At 67.6% G+C, this 15,247-nt stretch carries 17 protein-coding genes; 9 read left to right on the top strand and 8 right to left on the bottom strand.

Annotated elements, in window-relative coordinates; genetic code table 11:
• The first annotated feature begins 1 nt into the window (after position 1).
• Together BLT64_RS06690 and murJ are read left to right on the top strand one after the other, a co-directional pair.
• Complete coding sequence (locus BLT64_RS06690; RefSeq protein ID WP_011750189.1) at positions 2-2,812, top strand: [protein-PII] uridylyltransferase; 2,811 nt, start codon at positions 2-4, stop codon at positions 2,810-2,812.
• Positions 2,813-2,822: 10 nt separating this feature from the next.
• The gene (murJ, locus tag BLT64_RS06685) at positions 2,823-4,367 is read left to right on the top strand and encodes a murein biosynthesis integral membrane protein MurJ (RefSeq protein WP_011750188.1); all 1,545 of its coding nucleotides are present in this window, start codon (positions 2,823-2,825) and stop codon (positions 4,365-4,367) included.
• Here the strand turns inward: murJ and BLT64_RS06680 are convergent.
• Entirely contained in the window at positions 4,358-5,071 is a 714-nt protein-coding gene (locus BLT64_RS06680) for a rhomboid family intramembrane serine protease (RefSeq protein WP_011750187.1), read from the bottom strand. The two genes, murJ and BLT64_RS06680, sit on opposite strands and share 10 nt — an antisense overlap.
• Positions 5,072-5,181: 110 nt before the next feature.
• Between BLT64_RS06680 and trpS the strand changes: the two genes are divergently transcribed.
• Together trpS and bmt are read left to right on the top strand one after the other, a co-directional pair.
• Positions 5,182-6,201 carry a tryptophan--tRNA ligase gene (gene trpS, locus BLT64_RS06675; RefSeq protein WP_011750186.1) on the top strand — a complete coding sequence of 340 codons (1,020 nt, stop codon included), beginning with the start codon at positions 5,182-5,184 and terminating at the stop codon, positions 6,199-6,201.
• Positions 6,202-6,289: 88 nt separating this feature from the next.
• The gene (gene bmt, locus BLT64_RS06670) at positions 6,290-7,249 is read left to right on the top strand and encodes a betaine--homocysteine S-methyltransferase (RefSeq protein WP_011750185.1); all 960 of its coding nucleotides are present in this window, start codon (positions 6,290-6,292) and stop codon (positions 7,247-7,249) included.
• Here the strand turns inward: bmt and BLT64_RS06665 are convergent, their stop codons facing one another.
• Positions 7,250-8,332 (bottom strand): PA0069 family radical SAM protein, encoded by a 1,083-nt coding sequence (locus tag BLT64_RS06665; RefSeq protein ID WP_011750184.1) that lies wholly within the window; start codon positions 8,330-8,332, stop codon positions 7,250-7,252.
• A 133-nt stretch (positions 8,333-8,465) separates the two neighbouring features.
• Between BLT64_RS06665 and BLT64_RS26765 the strand changes: the two genes are divergently transcribed.
• Positions 8,466-8,630, top strand: coding sequence for a hypothetical protein (locus tag BLT64_RS26765; protein WP_164901622.1), 165 nt, complete (start codon positions 8,466-8,468; stop codon positions 8,628-8,630).
• A gap of 93 nt (positions 8,631-8,723) precedes the next feature.
• Here the strand turns inward: BLT64_RS26765 and BLT64_RS27300 are convergent, their stop codons facing one another.
• The 3 genes from BLT64_RS27300 to BLT64_RS06650 form a co-directional block, all read right to left on the bottom strand.
• Positions 8,724-9,092 (bottom strand): hypothetical protein, encoded by a 369-nt coding sequence (locus BLT64_RS27300; protein ID WP_011750183.1) that lies wholly within the window; start codon positions 9,090-9,092, stop codon positions 8,724-8,726.
• Between the two features lie 130 nt (positions 9,093-9,222).
• Complete coding sequence (locus BLT64_RS06655; protein ID WP_011750182.1) at positions 9,223-9,819, bottom strand: HNH endonuclease; 597 nt, start codon at positions 9,817-9,819, stop codon at positions 9,223-9,225.
• A 135-nt stretch (positions 9,820-9,954) separates the two neighbouring features.
• Positions 9,955-10,275 (bottom strand): DMT family transporter, encoded by a 321-nt coding sequence (locus BLT64_RS06650; protein WP_011750181.1) that lies wholly within the window; start codon positions 10,273-10,275, stop codon positions 9,955-9,957.
• 96 nt (positions 10,276-10,371) lie between these two features.
• On the opposite strand from BLT64_RS06650, the gene BLT64_RS06645 reads away from it, so the two are divergent.
• The gene (locus BLT64_RS06645) at positions 10,372-10,791 is read left to right on the top strand and encodes a VOC family protein (RefSeq protein WP_041530433.1); all 420 of its coding nucleotides are present in this window, start codon (positions 10,372-10,374) and stop codon (positions 10,789-10,791) included.
• A gap of 202 nt (positions 10,792-10,993) precedes the next feature.
• On the opposite strand, the gene BLT64_RS06640 is transcribed toward BLT64_RS06645, so the two are convergent.
• From BLT64_RS06640 to BLT64_RS06630, 3 genes are read right to left on the bottom strand one after another with little or no spacing between them, the layout of a single operon-like run.
• Entirely contained in the window at positions 10,994-11,653 is a 660-nt protein-coding gene (locus BLT64_RS06640) for an alpha/beta hydrolase (RefSeq protein WP_011750179.1), read from the bottom strand.
• Positions 11,654-11,663: 10 nt separating this feature from the next.
• A complete protein-coding gene (locus BLT64_RS06635; protein ID WP_011750178.1) occupies positions 11,664-12,287 on the bottom strand; it encodes a DNA-3-methyladenine glycosylase family protein in 624 nt (207 codons plus the stop codon).
• A complete protein-coding gene (locus BLT64_RS06630) occupies positions 12,287-12,922 on the bottom strand; it encodes a GntR family transcriptional regulator (RefSeq protein WP_011750177.1) in 636 nt (211 codons plus the stop codon). The genes BLT64_RS06635 and BLT64_RS06630 overlap by 1 nt, the downstream gene beginning before the upstream one ends.
• A 65-nt stretch (positions 12,923-12,987) precedes the next feature.
• On the opposite strand from BLT64_RS06630, the gene BLT64_RS06625 reads away from it, so the two are divergent.
• Genes BLT64_RS06625 through BLT64_RS06615 form a run of 3 tightly spaced genes read left to right on the top strand, consistent with a single transcriptional unit; the run spans position 12,988 to position 15,118 of the window.
• Positions 12,988-13,674: a pyrimidine 5'-nucleotidase gene (locus BLT64_RS06625; protein ID WP_011750176.1), complete on the top strand. Its 687-nt coding sequence runs from the start codon at positions 12,988-12,990 to the stop codon at positions 13,672-13,674.
• A gap of 38 nt (positions 13,675-13,712) precedes the next feature.
• Entirely contained in the window at positions 13,713-13,910 is a 198-nt protein-coding gene (locus tag BLT64_RS06620) for a hypothetical protein (RefSeq protein WP_041530432.1), read from the top strand.
• A gap of 17 nt (positions 13,911-13,927) precedes the next feature.
• Positions 13,928-15,118 carry a UbiH/UbiF family hydroxylase gene (locus BLT64_RS06615; protein ID WP_011750175.1) on the top strand — a complete coding sequence of 397 codons (1,191 nt, stop codon included), beginning with the start codon at positions 13,928-13,930 and terminating at the stop codon, positions 15,116-15,118.
• The last annotated feature ends 129 nt before the right edge of the window (positions 15,119-15,247 follow it).

Raw genomic sequence — 15,247 nt, 5'->3', positions numbered from 1 at the left:
CTTGAGCGCCAAGGATACCGACAGCCTGCCGCAAAGCGCCCCGGCCCTGCCCGGGGCGCATTCGCTGTTCAGCCCCGAAAGCTTCCTGCCGGCGCTGACCGAGGCGCTGCGCGACATCGCCGAGCCGCGCGAGATCCGGGCGCGCACCGTCGCGATCCTGACCCAGGCCCGCAATGCCGCCATGGGCGACATCGCCGCGGGCTTCATGTCCCACCCCCGCGCCGCGCGCGAGACGGTGCGCGCCATCGCCAGCCTTACCGACGCCACGGTGACGGCAATCCACCACGTCGCGACCACCATCCTGCACCCGCTGCTCAACCCTACGGATGCCGAGCGGCTGGCGGTGCTGGCCATCGGCGGCTATGGCCGGGCCGAGATGGCGCCGCAATCCGACGTGGACCTGCTGTTCCTGACGCCGTGGAAGGTCAGCGGCTGGGCCGAGAGCGTCGTGGAATCGATGCTCTACATGCTGTGGGACCTGAAGCTGAAGGTCGGCCAGTCCACGCGCTCGATCGACGACTGCCTGCGGCTGGGCGCGGGCGACATCACCATCCGCACCAGCCTGCTGGAGCACCGGCTGATCTGCGGCCATGCCACCGCCGCCGAAGTCCTGCGCGACCGGCTGTGGTCCGAGCTTTTCGACAAGACCGTCCCCGAATTCATCGAGGCGAAGCTGGCCGAGCGGGCCGAGCGCCACCGCCGCCAGGGCGGTCAGCGCTATGTGCTGGAGCCTAACGTCAAGGAGGGCAAGGGGGGCCTGCGCGACCTGCAGACCCTCTACTGGATCGCAAAATACATCCATCGCGTCGACCGCGCCGTGGAACTGGTCGACCTGGGCTTCTTCACCCGCGAAGAGCACCTGACCTTCTGGCAGGCCGAGGACTTTCTCTGGGCGGTGCGCTGCCACCTGCACCTGATCGCGGGACGGCCGGCCGACAAGCTGACCTTCGACATGCAGGTCGAGGTCGCCAGGCGCATGGGCTATCGCGACCTGGGCGGGCGCCGCGCGGTCGAGATATTCATGCAGGATTATTTCCTGCACGCCACCAGGGTGGGCGAGCTGACGCGGGTGTTCCTGGTCGCGCTGGAGGCAAGGCACCTCTACCGTGCACCGATCATGAACCTGCTGTTCCAGCGCCGCCGCCGGGTCCGCTCGGGCTTCCGGATGGACCGGGGCCGGCTGACCTATGGCGACGAGCGGCAATTCCTGTCCGACCCGCTGAACATCCTGCGGCTTTTCGAAGAGGCGCTTCGGACCGGCATCCTGATCCATCCCGACGCCATGCGCGTCGTCACCGCCAATCTGGAGATGATCGACGACCGCATGCGTTCGGACCCCGAGGCGGTGCGCATCTTCCTCGACCTGCTCCTGAAGCACGGCAACCCGGAACGTTCGCTGCGCCGGATGAACGAATTGGGGGTGCTGGCCGCCTTCATCCCCGAATTCGCGCCGGTCGTGGCGATGATGCAGTTCAACGTCTATCACCATTACACTGTGGACGAGCACCTGATCCAATGCGTGGCAGCCCTGGCCGCCATCGAGCGCGGCGAGGATGCCGAGGATCTGCCCGTGGTCAGCAAGATCATGAAGGGCAAGGTGAACCGGCGGGTCATCTATCTTGCCGTGCTGCTCCACGACATCGGCAAGGGCCGGGCCGAGGACCATTCGATCCTGGGCGCGCGGCTGGCGCGGCGCATCTGCACCCGCTTCGGCCTGCCTGCGGATGAGATCGAGACCATCGAATGGCTGATCCGCAACCACCTGCTGATGTCGGATGTGGCGCAGAAACGCGACATTGCCGATGCGCGCACGCTTCGCGACTTCGCCAAGGCGGTCAAGACGACCAAGCGGCTGGACATGCTTCTGGTGCTGACCGTCTGCGACATCCGCGGCGTCGGCCCCGGCACCTGGAACAACTGGAAGGCGATGCTGCTGCGCAAGCTGCACCAGGAAACCAAGCTTGCGCTGGAGAACGGGCTGGAGGAGCTGAACCGCGACAAGCGCATCGGCGAGGCCAAGCGTTCGCTGCGCCACCTGCTGACGGCCAAGGGCTGGGAGCCCAGGGCCATCAAGGCCGAACTGGGCCGGCATTACGACAATTACTGGCCGGGCCTGCCGACCGAGACGCAATATGTCTTTGCCCAGATGCTGAAGGACCTGGGCGATCACGAGATCCGCACCGACCTGCATCCCGATACCGACCGCGATGCGACGCGGGCCGCCTTCGTGCTGGCCGACCATCCCGGCATCTTCTCGCGCATGGCCGGCGCCCTGGCGCTGGTGGGCGCGAATATCGTCGACGCGCGCACCTATACCACCAAGGACGGCTTCGCCACCGCCGTGTTCTGGTTGCAGGATGCGGACGGCCATCCCTATGCCGCCGACCGCCTGCCCCGCCTGCGCACCATGATCCAGCGCACCCTGAAGGGCGAGATCGTCGCGCGCGAGGCGCTGGCCGGCCGCGACAAGCCGAAGAAGCGCGAGGCGGCCTTCCGCTTCCCCACCCATGTCACCTTCGACAACGAGGCATCCGACGTCTACACGGTGATCGAGGTCGATACCCGCGACCGTCCGGGCCTGCTCTACGACCTGACCCGGACCCTGGCCGACAACCACATCCAGATCGCCAGCGCCGTGATCGCCACCTTTGGTGCGCAGGTGGTGGACACCTTCTATGTCAAGGACATGTTCGGGCTGAAGCTGCACCAGCCACAACGCCGTGAGGCGCTGGAAAAAAGGCTGCGGCAGGCGATCAAGGAAGGGGTCGAGCGGGCCGAGCGGGCCGAGCGCCCGTCGGGCGGGACGTTCTGAGGGACAGAAGATGCAACCGATACGACTGATCCGGGGCTTTCTCTCGGTGGGGGCCTGGACGCTGGCCAGCCGCGTGGTGGGCTTTGTCCGCGACGTGATGATCGCCGCCTATCTGGGCACCGGCCCGGTGGCGCAGGCCTATATCGTCGCCTTCACCCTGCCCAACATGTTCCGCCGCTTCTTTGCCGAGGGCGCCTTCAACACCGCTTTCGTGCCGATGTTCGCCAAGCGGCTGGAGAGCGGCGAGAACCCGCGCGGCTTTGCCGAAGAGGCGTTCTCCGGCCTGTTCTCGGTGGTGCTGGTCGTTTCGCTGATCGCGCATCTCGCCATGCCCTGGTTGGTGCTGATGCAGGCGGCGGGTTTCAAGGGGGACGAGCGTTTCGAGCTTGCGGTGATCTATGGCCGCATCTGCTTTCCCTATATCCTGTTCATCTCGCTGACAGCGCTGCTCTCGGGGCTTCTGAACGCCGGCGGGCGGTTCATGGCGGCGGCCGCCGCCCCGGTGCTGATGAACTTCGTGCTGATCGCCGCCATGCTGCTGGCGGACTGGCGGGGCTGGGACATGGGGCTGGCCATGGCATGGTCCACGCCGGTCTCGGGCATCGCGCAGCTTTTCACCGTCTGGTGGGCGGCGAAGCGCATGGGCTTTGCCCTGCACCTGCGCCGGCCCAAGCTGTCGCCGGACATGCGGCGGCTTCTGGCCGTGGCGGCGCCCGCCGTGCTGGCCGGCGGCGTGGTGCAGGTCAACCTGCTGGTCGGGCGGCAGGTCGGCTCGTTCTTCGACGGTGCCATCGCCTGGCTGACCAATGCCGACCGGCTTTATCAACTGCCGCTGGGGGTGGTCGGCATCGCCATCGGCATCGTGCTCTTGCCCGACATCTCGCGCCGGCTGAGGAACGGCGATACCGGCGGCGGCCGCCATGCCTATAGCCGCGCCGCCGAATTCGCGCTGTTCCTGACCGTGCCTGCCGCCGTGGCGCTGGTGATCGCGGCCTATCCGCTGATCTCGGTGCTGTTCCGGCGCGGCGCCTTCCTGACCGCCGATGTCGGCCCGACCGCGCTGGCGCTGGCGATCTATGGCCTGGGCCTGCCGGCATTCGTGCTGCAAAAGGTGCTGCAACCGCTGTATTTCGCGCGCGAGGACACGCGCACCCCCTTCCGCTTCGCCGTCTGGTCGATGGTGGTCAATGCGGTGGTGGCGCTGGGGCTTGCGCCCTTCATCGGCTTTTCCGCCGCCGCCTGGGGCACCACCGTTGCCGGCTGGACCATGGCCGCGCAGCTCTGGCGCGGCACCCGCGCCTTTGGCGAGGCGGCCGAGCTTGACGAGCGGTTCCGCCACCGCCTGCCCCGCATCTGCGCCGCATCCGCCCTTATGGGCGCGGTGATATGGGGGCTGATGCTGGCACTGGGCGATGCGCTGGAGCAGCCGGGGACGCGCTATCTGGCGCTGGCCGCGCTGGTCCTTGGCGGGATCGCGGCCTATGGCGCGGCGGCGCTGGTTCTTGGCGCCTTCCGCCCCTCGGACCTGCGCGCGGGCTTGCGGCGTCAGCGCTGACGGATCTGGCGCATCACGCGCCCGACCCCGCCCGGGATCAGCACGAAGGACAAAAGGAAGCCGCAGCAGAATCCGGCGATCTCGGCGATCCAGGTCAGGCTGCCGTCCTGGAACAGGATGGCGAAGACCAATTGGAAAGCCAGCAGCATGCCGATCAGGACAAAGGCGCGCAGCCGGTTCGCGTTCTCCTGTCCGAGCCGGGTCCAGAGCAGGAAGGTAAAGGCGCCGACGAAGCCGTAGACCGCCGGATAGCCGCCGATCAGCGCCTGAAAGCGGAATTGCGGCAAGAGCCCGGCGGCCAGCGTATAGACCAGCGCGCCGCCGATGGCCGAGCCGAAGAACAGCGCGGCGACCGCCCAGGCGCGGAACTGATGCGCGATCAAGTTCCCCAGCGCCAGCGTGAAGACGATCACGAAAAGTGCATGGGTCAGCGACAGGTGCACGAAGGGATAGGTGACAATGCGCCAGCTCTGGTCGAACAGAAAGGTCCGCATCTGCCACAGCCGCAGCACGAATTCGGGGATATAGGCGGTGCGCTCGACCGCGATCTGGCGCATGGCGAGGCCGGCGCCCTGCCCGCCCCCACCGATAAAGCCCATCTGGGCAAGGCCGAACACCGCCTCGCAGGCGATCATCGGCAGCGCGATCATCCAGACCACGGCGGGCACGGGGTTCAGCGGCGATTCATCGTAACCGGGACGCATCGAGGCTCCTTTCCAGCGGGCTCCTGCGCCCCTGTCCTATCTGCGGGCGGTTGCGCCCGCGCGGGGCAAGAGGTAAGCCAGCCACCGGGATTTTCCAAGCAGGTAGTGCCATGACCACGAGCTTCGCCAAGCGCATCTTCTCCGGCATCCAGCCCTCGGGCGGGCTGACGCTGGGGAACTATCTGGGCGCGCTGAAACGCTTTGCGGACTATCAGGGCAAGGGTGCCGAGACGATCTATTGCGTCGTGGACCTGCATGCGATCACCGTCTGGCAGGAGCCCGAGAAGCTGCGCCACAACACCCGCGAGGTCGCGGCGGCCTTCATGGCCTCGGGCGTGGACCCCGAGGTCTCGATCCTGTTCAACCAGAGCCAGGTTTCGCAGCATGCCGAACTCGCCTGGCTTTTCAACACCGTGGCGCGGGTCGGCTGGATGTATCGCATGACCCAGTTCAAGGACAAGGCCGGCAAGAACAGCGAGAATTCCAGCCTGGGCCTTCTGGCCTACCCGTCGCTGATGGCCGCCGACATCCTGGCCTATCACGCCACTGCCGTCCCGGTGGGCGAGGACCAGAAGCAGCATCTGGAACTGACCCGCGACATCGCCGCCAAGTTCAACCACGATTATGGCGTCGACTTCTTCCCGATCACCGAGCCGATGATCGAGGGCACGGCCACCCGCGTCATGTCCCTGCGCGACGGATCCAAGAAGATGTCGAAATCCGATCCCTCGGATGCCAGCCGCATCAACCTGACCGACGATGCCGATGCCATCGCGCAAAAGATCCGCAAGGCGCGCACCGATGCCGATCCGCTGCCGGGATCGATGGAGGGGCTGAAGGACCGGCCCGAGGCGAAGAACCTCGTCAACATCTATGCCGCGCTGACCGGCGAGAATGGCGACCAGGTGCTGGCGCGGTTCGAGGGCCAGGGCTTCGGCGCCTTCAAGCCGGCGCTGGCCGAGGTGGCGGTCGAGGCGCTGGCCCCGATCACCCGGCGGATGACCGAGTTCATGGCCGACCCGGCCGAGATCGACCGCATCCTGGGCCGCGGCGCCGGCCAGGCCGCCGCCATCGCCGGACCCATCGTCGAGCGCACCAAGGACATCATGGGCATGATCCGCTCGCGCTGAGCGCCGCGAGCGGACTCACGAATGTTTCAATGACTTCCCGGCAGGATGGGCTATGATTCCCCGATCCTGCCGCAAAACGGGAAAAGCCATGCCTGATCAGCTGTCGAGGATGCTCGGCGAACGCCCCTGGCTTCTGGCCGACGGGGCGACCGGGACCAATCTCTACAACATGGGGCTGGCGCCGGGTCAGGCGCCCGACCTGTGGTGCGAAACCCATCCCGAAAAGGTGCGCGAACTGCACCGGCAGATGATCGCCTCGGGCGCCGACATCATCCTGACCAACAGCTTCGGCGCCAATGCCAGTCGGTTGCGGCTGGCCAAGGCGCAGGACAAGGTGGCCCAGCTGAACCGCGCCGCCGCCCGTCTGGCGCGCGAGGCGGCGGCCGAGGTCGGCCGCGCCGTGGTCGTCGCCGGCTCGATCGGCCCGATCGGCGAGATCATGGCCCCGATGGGCCGGCTGACCGAGGCCGAGGCCGCCGCCATGTTCACCGAACAGGCACAGGCGCTGAAGGAAGGCGGCGCCGATCTGCTGTGGGTCGAGACCATCAGCGCCGTCGAGGAGATGCGCGCCGCCGCCAAGGCCGCGCAGGCCGTCGGCATGCCCTGGTGCGGCATGATGAGCTTCGAGCCGGGCGGACGCAGCATGATGGGGGTGACGCCGCCGCAGCTTGCCTCGCTGATCGACCGGCTGTCGCACCCGCCCATCGCCTATGGCGCGAATTGCGGCACCGGCCCGGCCGAGCTGCTGCTGGCGGTGGCCGGTTTCGCCGCCTCGGGCAACGAGCGTCCGCTGATCGCCAAGCCGAATGCCGGCGTGCCCCGCTATCAGGACGGCGGGCTGATCTATGATGCGACGCCCGAGGTCATGGCCGAATTCGCCGTGCTGGCCCGCGACCTGGGCGTGCGCATCGTCGGCGGCTGCTGCGGCACTACGCCCGAGCATCTGGCCGCGATGCGCGACGCGCTGGTCGCCGCGCCGCGCGGGCCGCGCCCCTCGCCCGAGCGCATCTCGGCCCGCATCGCCGAGGTCATGGGACCGGGGGAATAGTCAGAACAGCGTCAATTGGTCCCCAGCCCGCGGCGGAGGACTGAAGCGGCTGCAATCCAGCACCTCGGCCTCGCGCACCAGCCCCAGCCGCTTGCGGGCCAGGCGGAAACGCTGGTGCAGCAGGTCGGCCTCGTGCCCTTCGCCACGCATGCGCTTGCCAAAGCGCGGGTCGTTGTCGCGCCCGCCGCGCATGGCCTGGATACGCGCCATCACATGCGCCGCCTTGCCGGGGTGGTGGCGCTCCAGCCAGTCGCGGAACAGCGGCGCCACCTCCAGCGGCAGGCGGATCGGGATCATGCCGGCGGCACTTGCCCCGGCGTCGCGGGCGGCCTGCATGATGCGCTCCAGCTCATGCTCGGTCAGAACCGGGATGATCGGCGCGACCATGACCCGCACCGGCACGCCGACATCCGAAAGCACCCGGATCATCCGCAGCCGGGTCGCGGGCGCCGGCGCGCGCGGCTCCATCTGCCGCGCCAGTTCCGCGTCCAGCGTGGTCAGGGAAATGCAGACCATCGCCTGCCCCTTGGCCGCCATCGCCCCGAGCAGGTCCGCGTCGCGCATCACCGTGGCGCCCCGCGTCACCAGGCTCAGCGGGTGGTTCCAGTCATGCAACACCTGCAGGCAGCCGCGCATGATGCCCAGCTTGGCCTCGATGGGCTGGTAGGGGTCGGTATTGGTGCCAAAGGCGATGGGCGCGACGGCATAGCCCCGCCTGCCGATCTCGGCCGCGAGCAGTTCGGGGGCGTTGGGCTTGGCCACGATTCGCGTCTCGAAATCCAGCCCGGGCGACAGGCCCAGATAGGCATGGCTCGGTCGGGCGAAGCAATAGATGCAGCCATGCTCGCAGCCGCGATACGGGTTGAGCGAGCGGTCGAAGGGGATGTCGGGCGACGTGTTGCGGGTAATGATCGAGCGCGCCCGCTCCTGCGTGATTTCGGTGCGCAGCAGAGCTTGGTCCTCGGGTATGTCCCAGCCGTCGTCCTCGCGCTCGGTCCGGTAGGGCTCGAACCGCGCGGCGGGGCGCGAGTCGGCGCCGCGGGCGCGCAGGATCTCGTCGGGGTTCCGGGGTGGCAGGCTCATACCGCCACGTTAGAACATTTAGAGAACATTTTCCAGCGCGCGCAGGAAACCCGGCGGCGCAGGCCGGATTAATCGCCCGCGGGCCTTTTCGTCGGAGGCGCGCGGGGGCATATTGAGGGCAACGGAGGATGACATGCCGCTGCCGCATTTCCTGTTCCTGATCCTTGCCGTGATCCTGGCCGCCGGGCTGACGATCTGGGCGGCGAACGCCGTGGGCATTCCGCTGTTCGCGCTGGGTCTTGTGGCGCTGCTGGCGGCCGCGATCGCGCATCTGACGACACGCGATCACCGAAGCTAGCTTTCCGGCCGCTGCCCGAAAACCGGGCGGAAACCCGAACCAGCCGGAAGAAAAGGCGCAGGCGGCGCGAATCGCCGCCCCTTCGCCATGGTGTTACGCGGCCGCGTTGCCCGGTTTCTCGGCACCGTCCTTGATCGCCGAAAGCGCGGCCTCTTCCGTCCATGCTCGTCCGTTGGCATTCGGATCGTGCAGCACGGACCATGCCCAGGAGGCGATGCCCGGCTGTTTCGGATCGTGACAGATGCGCCCCACCGGCACCTCGTTGCGGCAAATCGTCCAGTCACCAGAAACGGGTTTACCATCCACCACGGTCTGAATACGTGTCCACATGCGAGATCCTTTCTTGTCTTTTCGTTGATCGCCCTGCATGGCCGCAGATGCGGGCGCCATGCGCGCGGGCGACGGTCGCAGCGCCGGACGAATGCGAATCGGCGCGTAAGCAGGCTTGATGTCATCACGCAAACCTGACGATTTCTTTAACCGGCATTGCCCGTCGCTGCAATAAATCCGCTGCGTCCCAAGCCGACTCTGTCCGAAAAACTGTCAGGATGCAGAGAAAATACCAGATATAACAACTGATTACCGAGACATTCTACTCCGCAATCAGCTCCGTATCCCAGTAGAGAAAATCCATCCAGCTGTCGTGCAGATGGTTGGGCGGGAAGCGCCGGCCGATGGCGTGCATCTCCTCCGGCGTGGGCCGGCGAGGCGGGCGACGCAGCCTAAGTCCCGAATTCTTCAGCAGTTTGTTGGCCTTCCTCAGGTTGCAGGGCGAACAGGCGGCGACAACATTCTCCCAACTGGTGATCCCTCCGCGCGAGCGCGGCAGGACATGGTCAAAGGTCAACTCGCCCTTCGCACCGCAATACTGGCAGCAGAATTCGTCCCGCAGAAAAAGATTGAAGCGCGTGAATGCCACGCGCTTCTGGGGTTTGACGAAGTCTTTCAGCACGACGACCGAGGGGATGCGTATCGCGTGATGCTGGCTGCGCACCACCTCGTCATATTCGGCGATGATCTGGACACGGTCCAGGAACACCGCCTTCACCGCCTCCTGCCAGGGCCAGAGCGACAGCGGATAATAGCTGAGCGGTCTGAAATCGGCGTTTAGGACCAGTGCGGGATGGTGGCGCAAGAAGGATGGCTCGCGCACGAATTGGGTTCGGAATTCGCCATGGTCGTCCAGCATCGGCCCTCGCTTCGCCTTGTCCGGGACGGGTCAGAACATGGCACCGACTATATATCGCGGTTCCGGGCTGACAAGTCCCTGAATATATGCCTGGCACACAAATAGCCCTGCGGCGTGACAGCGGCGTGACAAGGCTCAATGCGGCGAGGCGATCTTCATCAGCACCAGGCCCGCAACGATCAGCACCGCCGCGAGAAGGCGCAGCGAATCGGCCGATTCGCCCAGCAGCAGCACCCCCAGAACGAAGGTGCCGACCGCGCCGATGCCCGTCCAGATGACATAGGCGGTGCCCAGGGGCAGCACCTTCATCGACAGCGACAGGAACCAGACGCTGGCCGCCATGGCGACAAGGGTGGTCGCGGTCGCCCAGGGCCGGGTGAAGCCGTCGGACTGCTTCATGGCAAAGGCCCAGATCACCTCGTACAACCCCGCCACACCCAGATAGATCCACGCCATGCCTTGCCTCCTGTCCTGCCGGGCAGGTTGTGGCGGCGCATGGGGCAAGGTCAAGCCGGGCTGGCCCCACCGAAGGATTGCTGGCAAGATGGCGGCATGACGATACCGCCCAAGCTGATCGGCACGCTGGAATCCGCGCTTTACGCCGAGGATCTGGACGAGGCTGCCCGTTTCTGGACCGGAATCATCGGCCTGCCCGAGATCGCCCGGGTGCCCGGCCGGCATGTGTTCTTTCGCTGCGGCGCGCAGGTGCTGCTGGTGTTTCGTGCCGACGCGACCCGCATCCCGCCCAAGCCCGATGCCCGCCTGCCTGTGCCGCCGCATGGCAGCGAGGGGCCGGGGCATTTCTGCATGGGCGCCAAGCCGGACACGTTCGACGCCTGGCGCGCGCATCTGGAGGCGTCGGGCATCGAGATCGAGGCCGATTTCATCTGGCCGCAAGGCGGCAGGTCGCTGTATTTCCGCGATCCTGCCGGGAACTCCATCGAGATTGCCGATCCCGCGATCTGGGCGTGACCGACGGGCCGGCCGAAAGGATCAGCGGCGGGCGCGCACCGCTGCAGGCTGCGGCGCCAGAAGACGCAGCGAAACCATGCCGGCCGGAATCAGGGCGATCACGGTCATCCAGATCAGGGTCATGTGCACTCTCCTCGTCTCTTCCTCTTTAAGAAGGTAGGGACTGCATTTCCTTTCGCAAGTGCGAAATCGCCCAAAGACCTTACGACCCGGCGGCAAACCGCTCCTTCAGGAAGGCCAGGGCCACGGACAGCCCGTCGGGCGAGATGCCGTGGCCGGTATTCTTCATCACATGGCCGTAGACGGTGAAGCCGGCCGCCTGCAGCGCCTCGCCGGCGATCCCCATGCTTTCGAAGGGCACGACCGGGTCCTGGTCGCCATGGATCAGCAGGACCGGCGGCTTGACCCGCGCCTGGCCCACGTTCTCGGGGTCCAGCAAGCGGCCCGAGAACCCCACCACCCCGGCGATCTCTTCTTGGCGCTGCGGAGCGACGGCCAGCGCCATCATCGTGCCCTGCGAAAAGCCGACCAGCGCCAGCCTGTCCGCGGCCAGCCCTTCATTCGCCAGAACATTGTCCAGGAAGGCATTGATGTCCTTGAAGGATTGCGCCGCCGATTCCTTGGCCTGCGTCTCGGACGAGCCGTCCATCCAGGGGATGGGAAACCACTGATAGCCCATCGGATTGTTCACGCAGGGCTCGGGTGCGTTCGGGGCATAGAAGGCGGTGCCGGGCAGATGCGGCGCCAGCGGATCGGCCAGTCCCAGCAGGTCGGCCCCGTCGGCGCCGTAGCCGTGCAGAAAGACCACCACGGAATCGGCCTGGCGCGGCCCCTTGCGTTCGGATTTCAACTCGCGCAGCATCTCGTCCCCCTCAGCGGACGCCCTCGCGCCCTTTTGCGGCCCGGTAATAGGCCCAGAGCGCCCGGGCCGCAACCGCCCGCCAGGGCCGCCACGGCTCGGCCAGCTCGGTCAGGGCGGCCGGACGGGGGCGTTCCGGCAGGCCATGGAGCAGCCGGGCCGCCTCGGCCAGCGCCAGATCACCCGCAGCAAAGGCATCCGCCCGGCCAAGCGCGAATTTCAGATAGATGTCGGCGGTCCAGCGCCCGATTCCCGGCAAGGCGGTCAGCCGGGCGATCACCGCCTCGTCGGGCAGGTCGCGCAAGCCCGCCCAGTCCACCCCTGCCCCGGCAATGCCGCGCAGATAGCGGATCTTGGGCCGCGACAGGCCGGCGGCGCGCAGCGCCTCGTCATCCGCGGCGGCGATTCCCGCCTCATCGGCCAGCCCCGCCGCAGCCATGCGCGCGGCGATGGCATTGGCAGCCTGGGTCGAGATCTGCTGCGAAACCACCGCATCGCGGATTGCCGGGAACCCTTCGGGCCAGCGCCGCAGCGGCAGCGGCATCAGCGCCGGCAACTCGCGCGCCCAGACCGGACAGACCCGCATCAGATGCGCCGCGCCCTCCTCCAGATCGGCCGGGGCGCGGATTTCGCGCATCAATCCTCTTCCTCGTCGGCCAGCCGCGCTTCTTCCTTCAGCCGGGTCTCGAAGGCCATCGAGATGTGATGGCGCAGCGCCTGTTCCGCCGCCGCCCCGTCATGGGCGGCGATGGCATCGACGATGGCCTGGTGCTCGTCCAGGGTGACGACGTCGCGGCCCTGTGCCGCCAGGCTGGTGCGCGCCATCAGGGCCATGCTGCGATGCACCAGGTCCAGCTGCTGCACCAGATAGCGGTTGTGCGAGGCCAGGTGGATCTGGTGGTGAAAGCGGCGGTTCGCCCGTGCCAGGGCCTGCGGGTCGCCCAGGATGGCGCGGTCGTCCTCGACCATGCCGGCCAGAACGCGCACCTCCTCGGGCGTGGCGTGGCGGGCGGCCAGCCGCGCCGCCAGCGCCTCGAGTTCGGCGCGCACCGTGTAAAGCTCGGCCAGTTGGTTGTGGTCCAGCGTGGCGACGATCAGGCTGCGCCCGTCGCGTTTCAGCATGGACTGGGTTTCCAGCCGCTGCAGCGCCTCGCGGACCGGGGTGCGGGAAACGCCGAAGCGTTCGGCCAGTTCGGATTCGACCAGCCTGTCGCCGGGGCGATAGCTGCCGTTGTCGATGGCGGAGAGGATCAGGGAATAGGCGTCTTTCATGGCACGCACGATCCGCGCTCGGAACGGCGATTGCAAGCGCCATGCCGCGGGTTTAGGCAGGGAACATGGATTTTCGGCATGTCACCACCTGGATCTTCGATCTGGACAACACGCTTTATGCGCCCGAGGTCAGGCTTTTTGCCCAGATCGAGCAGCGCATGACCGCCTATGTCATGCGCGAGCTGCGCGTGACCGAGGCCGTGGCGAACCGGCTGCGCAGCCATTACTGGCGCGAGCACGGCACCACGCTGGCCGGGCTGATGGCCGAACACGGCATCGCCCCGCTGCCCTATCTGCGCGATGTCCACGACATCGACTTCACCGTTCTGACGCCCGACCCGGAACTGGCCGGGTTGATCTCGGCCCTGCCCGGCCGCAAGATCGTGCATACCAATGGCGACAGCGCCTATGCGACGCGGGTGCTGGAGCACCGCGGGCTGATGGTGTTCGATGCAATCCACGGCGTCGAGGAGGTGGGTTTCTACCCCAAGCCGGACCCGCGCGCTTATGCCGCAGTTCTGGCCGCCGAAGGCTTCGAGCCGTCCCGCGCCGCCATGTTCGAGGACGACCCCCGCAACCTTGCCATCCCGCATCGGCTTGGAATGCGGACGATTCTCGTCGGAACCGGCCGTCATGGCCCGGACGATCTGGCCGAAGGCCAGGACCACGGCCCGCATGTCCACTATCGCACCCAGGATCTGGGCGAATTCCTGCGCGGGCTTGCCGCAAGCGGCGGTCCGGGTAAGATCTGACGTTCCGCCGACAGGAAACAGATAACTAGGGAACGCGCATGTCCGAGCCACTCACCCCCGCCGAAGCCAAGGCCGAGGCCCGCACCGCCACCGCCCTTTTCACCTTCGCCCTGCTGGTCGTCGTGCTTTCGGTGCTGGCCCTCGTGCTCTGGGGCCTGCCGGCGCTCAGCCTGATCGCGCTGGCCGCGACCGTGCTGGTCTTCGGCATGCTCGCCGCCTATGCGGCCGGGTTCTAGGCAGGCCGGAACCAGACATGCAGATCGACGATACCGAGATCCTCGTCTCCGGCGGCGGCATCGCCGGGCTCATCGCGGCCGCCGCCTTCGGCAGCGCGGGACATTCCGTGATCTGCGTCGACCCCGCCCCGCCGGTGACCGAAGAGGCGGCCCAGGGATCGGACCTGCGCAGCACCGCCTTCCTGCACCCCTCGATCGCGGTGCTGCAGGCGGCCGGCTTGTGGGAGCGCCTCGCCCCCCATGCCACCGCGCTGCAAACCATGCGCATCATCGATGCCGGCGGGAAACTGTCGCAAGCGCGGTTGACCCGCGATTTCGACGCTTCCGAGATTTCGGACCAGCCCTTCGGCTGGAACCTGCCCAACTGGCTTCTGAAGCGCGAGATCTCGGCGCGGCTCGCCGGCCTGCAAAACGTCCGCTTCCTGCCCGGCACCGGCACGGCGGGACTGGTGGTCCGCGACAGCGAGGCGCTGGCCACGCTGACCGACGGCAGCCGCATCCGGGCAAGGCTGGTGATCGGCGCCGACGGCCGCAACTCGCCGGTGCGCCAGGCGCTCGGCATCGGCACCCGCACGCTGCGCTACGGACAAAAGGCGCTGGCCTTCGCCGTCACCCATGAACGCCCGCACGAGAACGTCTCGACCGAGGTCCACCGCTCGGGCGGCCCCTTCACGCTGGTGCCCTTGCCCGACCGGGACGGAAAACCCTCCTCGGCCGTGGTCTGGATGGAACGCGGCCCCGAGACCGCCCGGCTGCGCGCCCTGCCGCCCGCGGAATTCGAGGCCGAGCTGAACCGCCGCTCGGCCGGCGTGCTGGGCCATCTGACCCAGGCGACCCGGCTGACGGAATGGCCGATCATCAGCCAGATCGCCGACCGCTTCACCGGCCCGCGCACGGCGCTGATCGCCGAAGCCGCGCATGTCGTCCCGCCCATCGGCGCGCAGGGGCTGAACATGAGCCTCGCCGATCTGGCCTCGCTCATCGCCCTCTCGACCGGCGATCCCGGCAGTGCGAGATCGCTCGCCGCCTATGAGCGCCGCCGCCGCCCCGAGGCGCTCGCGCGTCTTATCGGCATCGACGCGCTGAACCGCGCCAGCATGATCTCGGCCCGCCCCCTGCGCGACCTGCGCGCCGCCGCCCTGGGCGGCCTCTACGCCGTGGCGCCCGTGCGCCGGATCATGATGCGCGCCGGCCTGGGCGTGACCTGATCCGCCTTCACCGTTTCCCAAATACTCATTGCGCCGGCCCATCAGGCACGGCCCCGGACTTCTTCGTTCCCCAAATACTCATGGGACCGCGCCACCGGCGCCGCCCTTCCCGGTGGCGCCCGTCCGCGC

The sequence above is a fragment of the Paracoccus denitrificans genome (assembly GCF_900100045.1).
Classification (GTDB): Bacteria; Pseudomonadota; Alphaproteobacteria; order Rhodobacterales; family Rhodobacteraceae; genus Paracoccus; species Paracoccus denitrificans.
The sequence above is the reverse complement of the archived record's forward strand: the minus strand, read 5'-3'. Positions and strand labels throughout refer to the sequence as shown.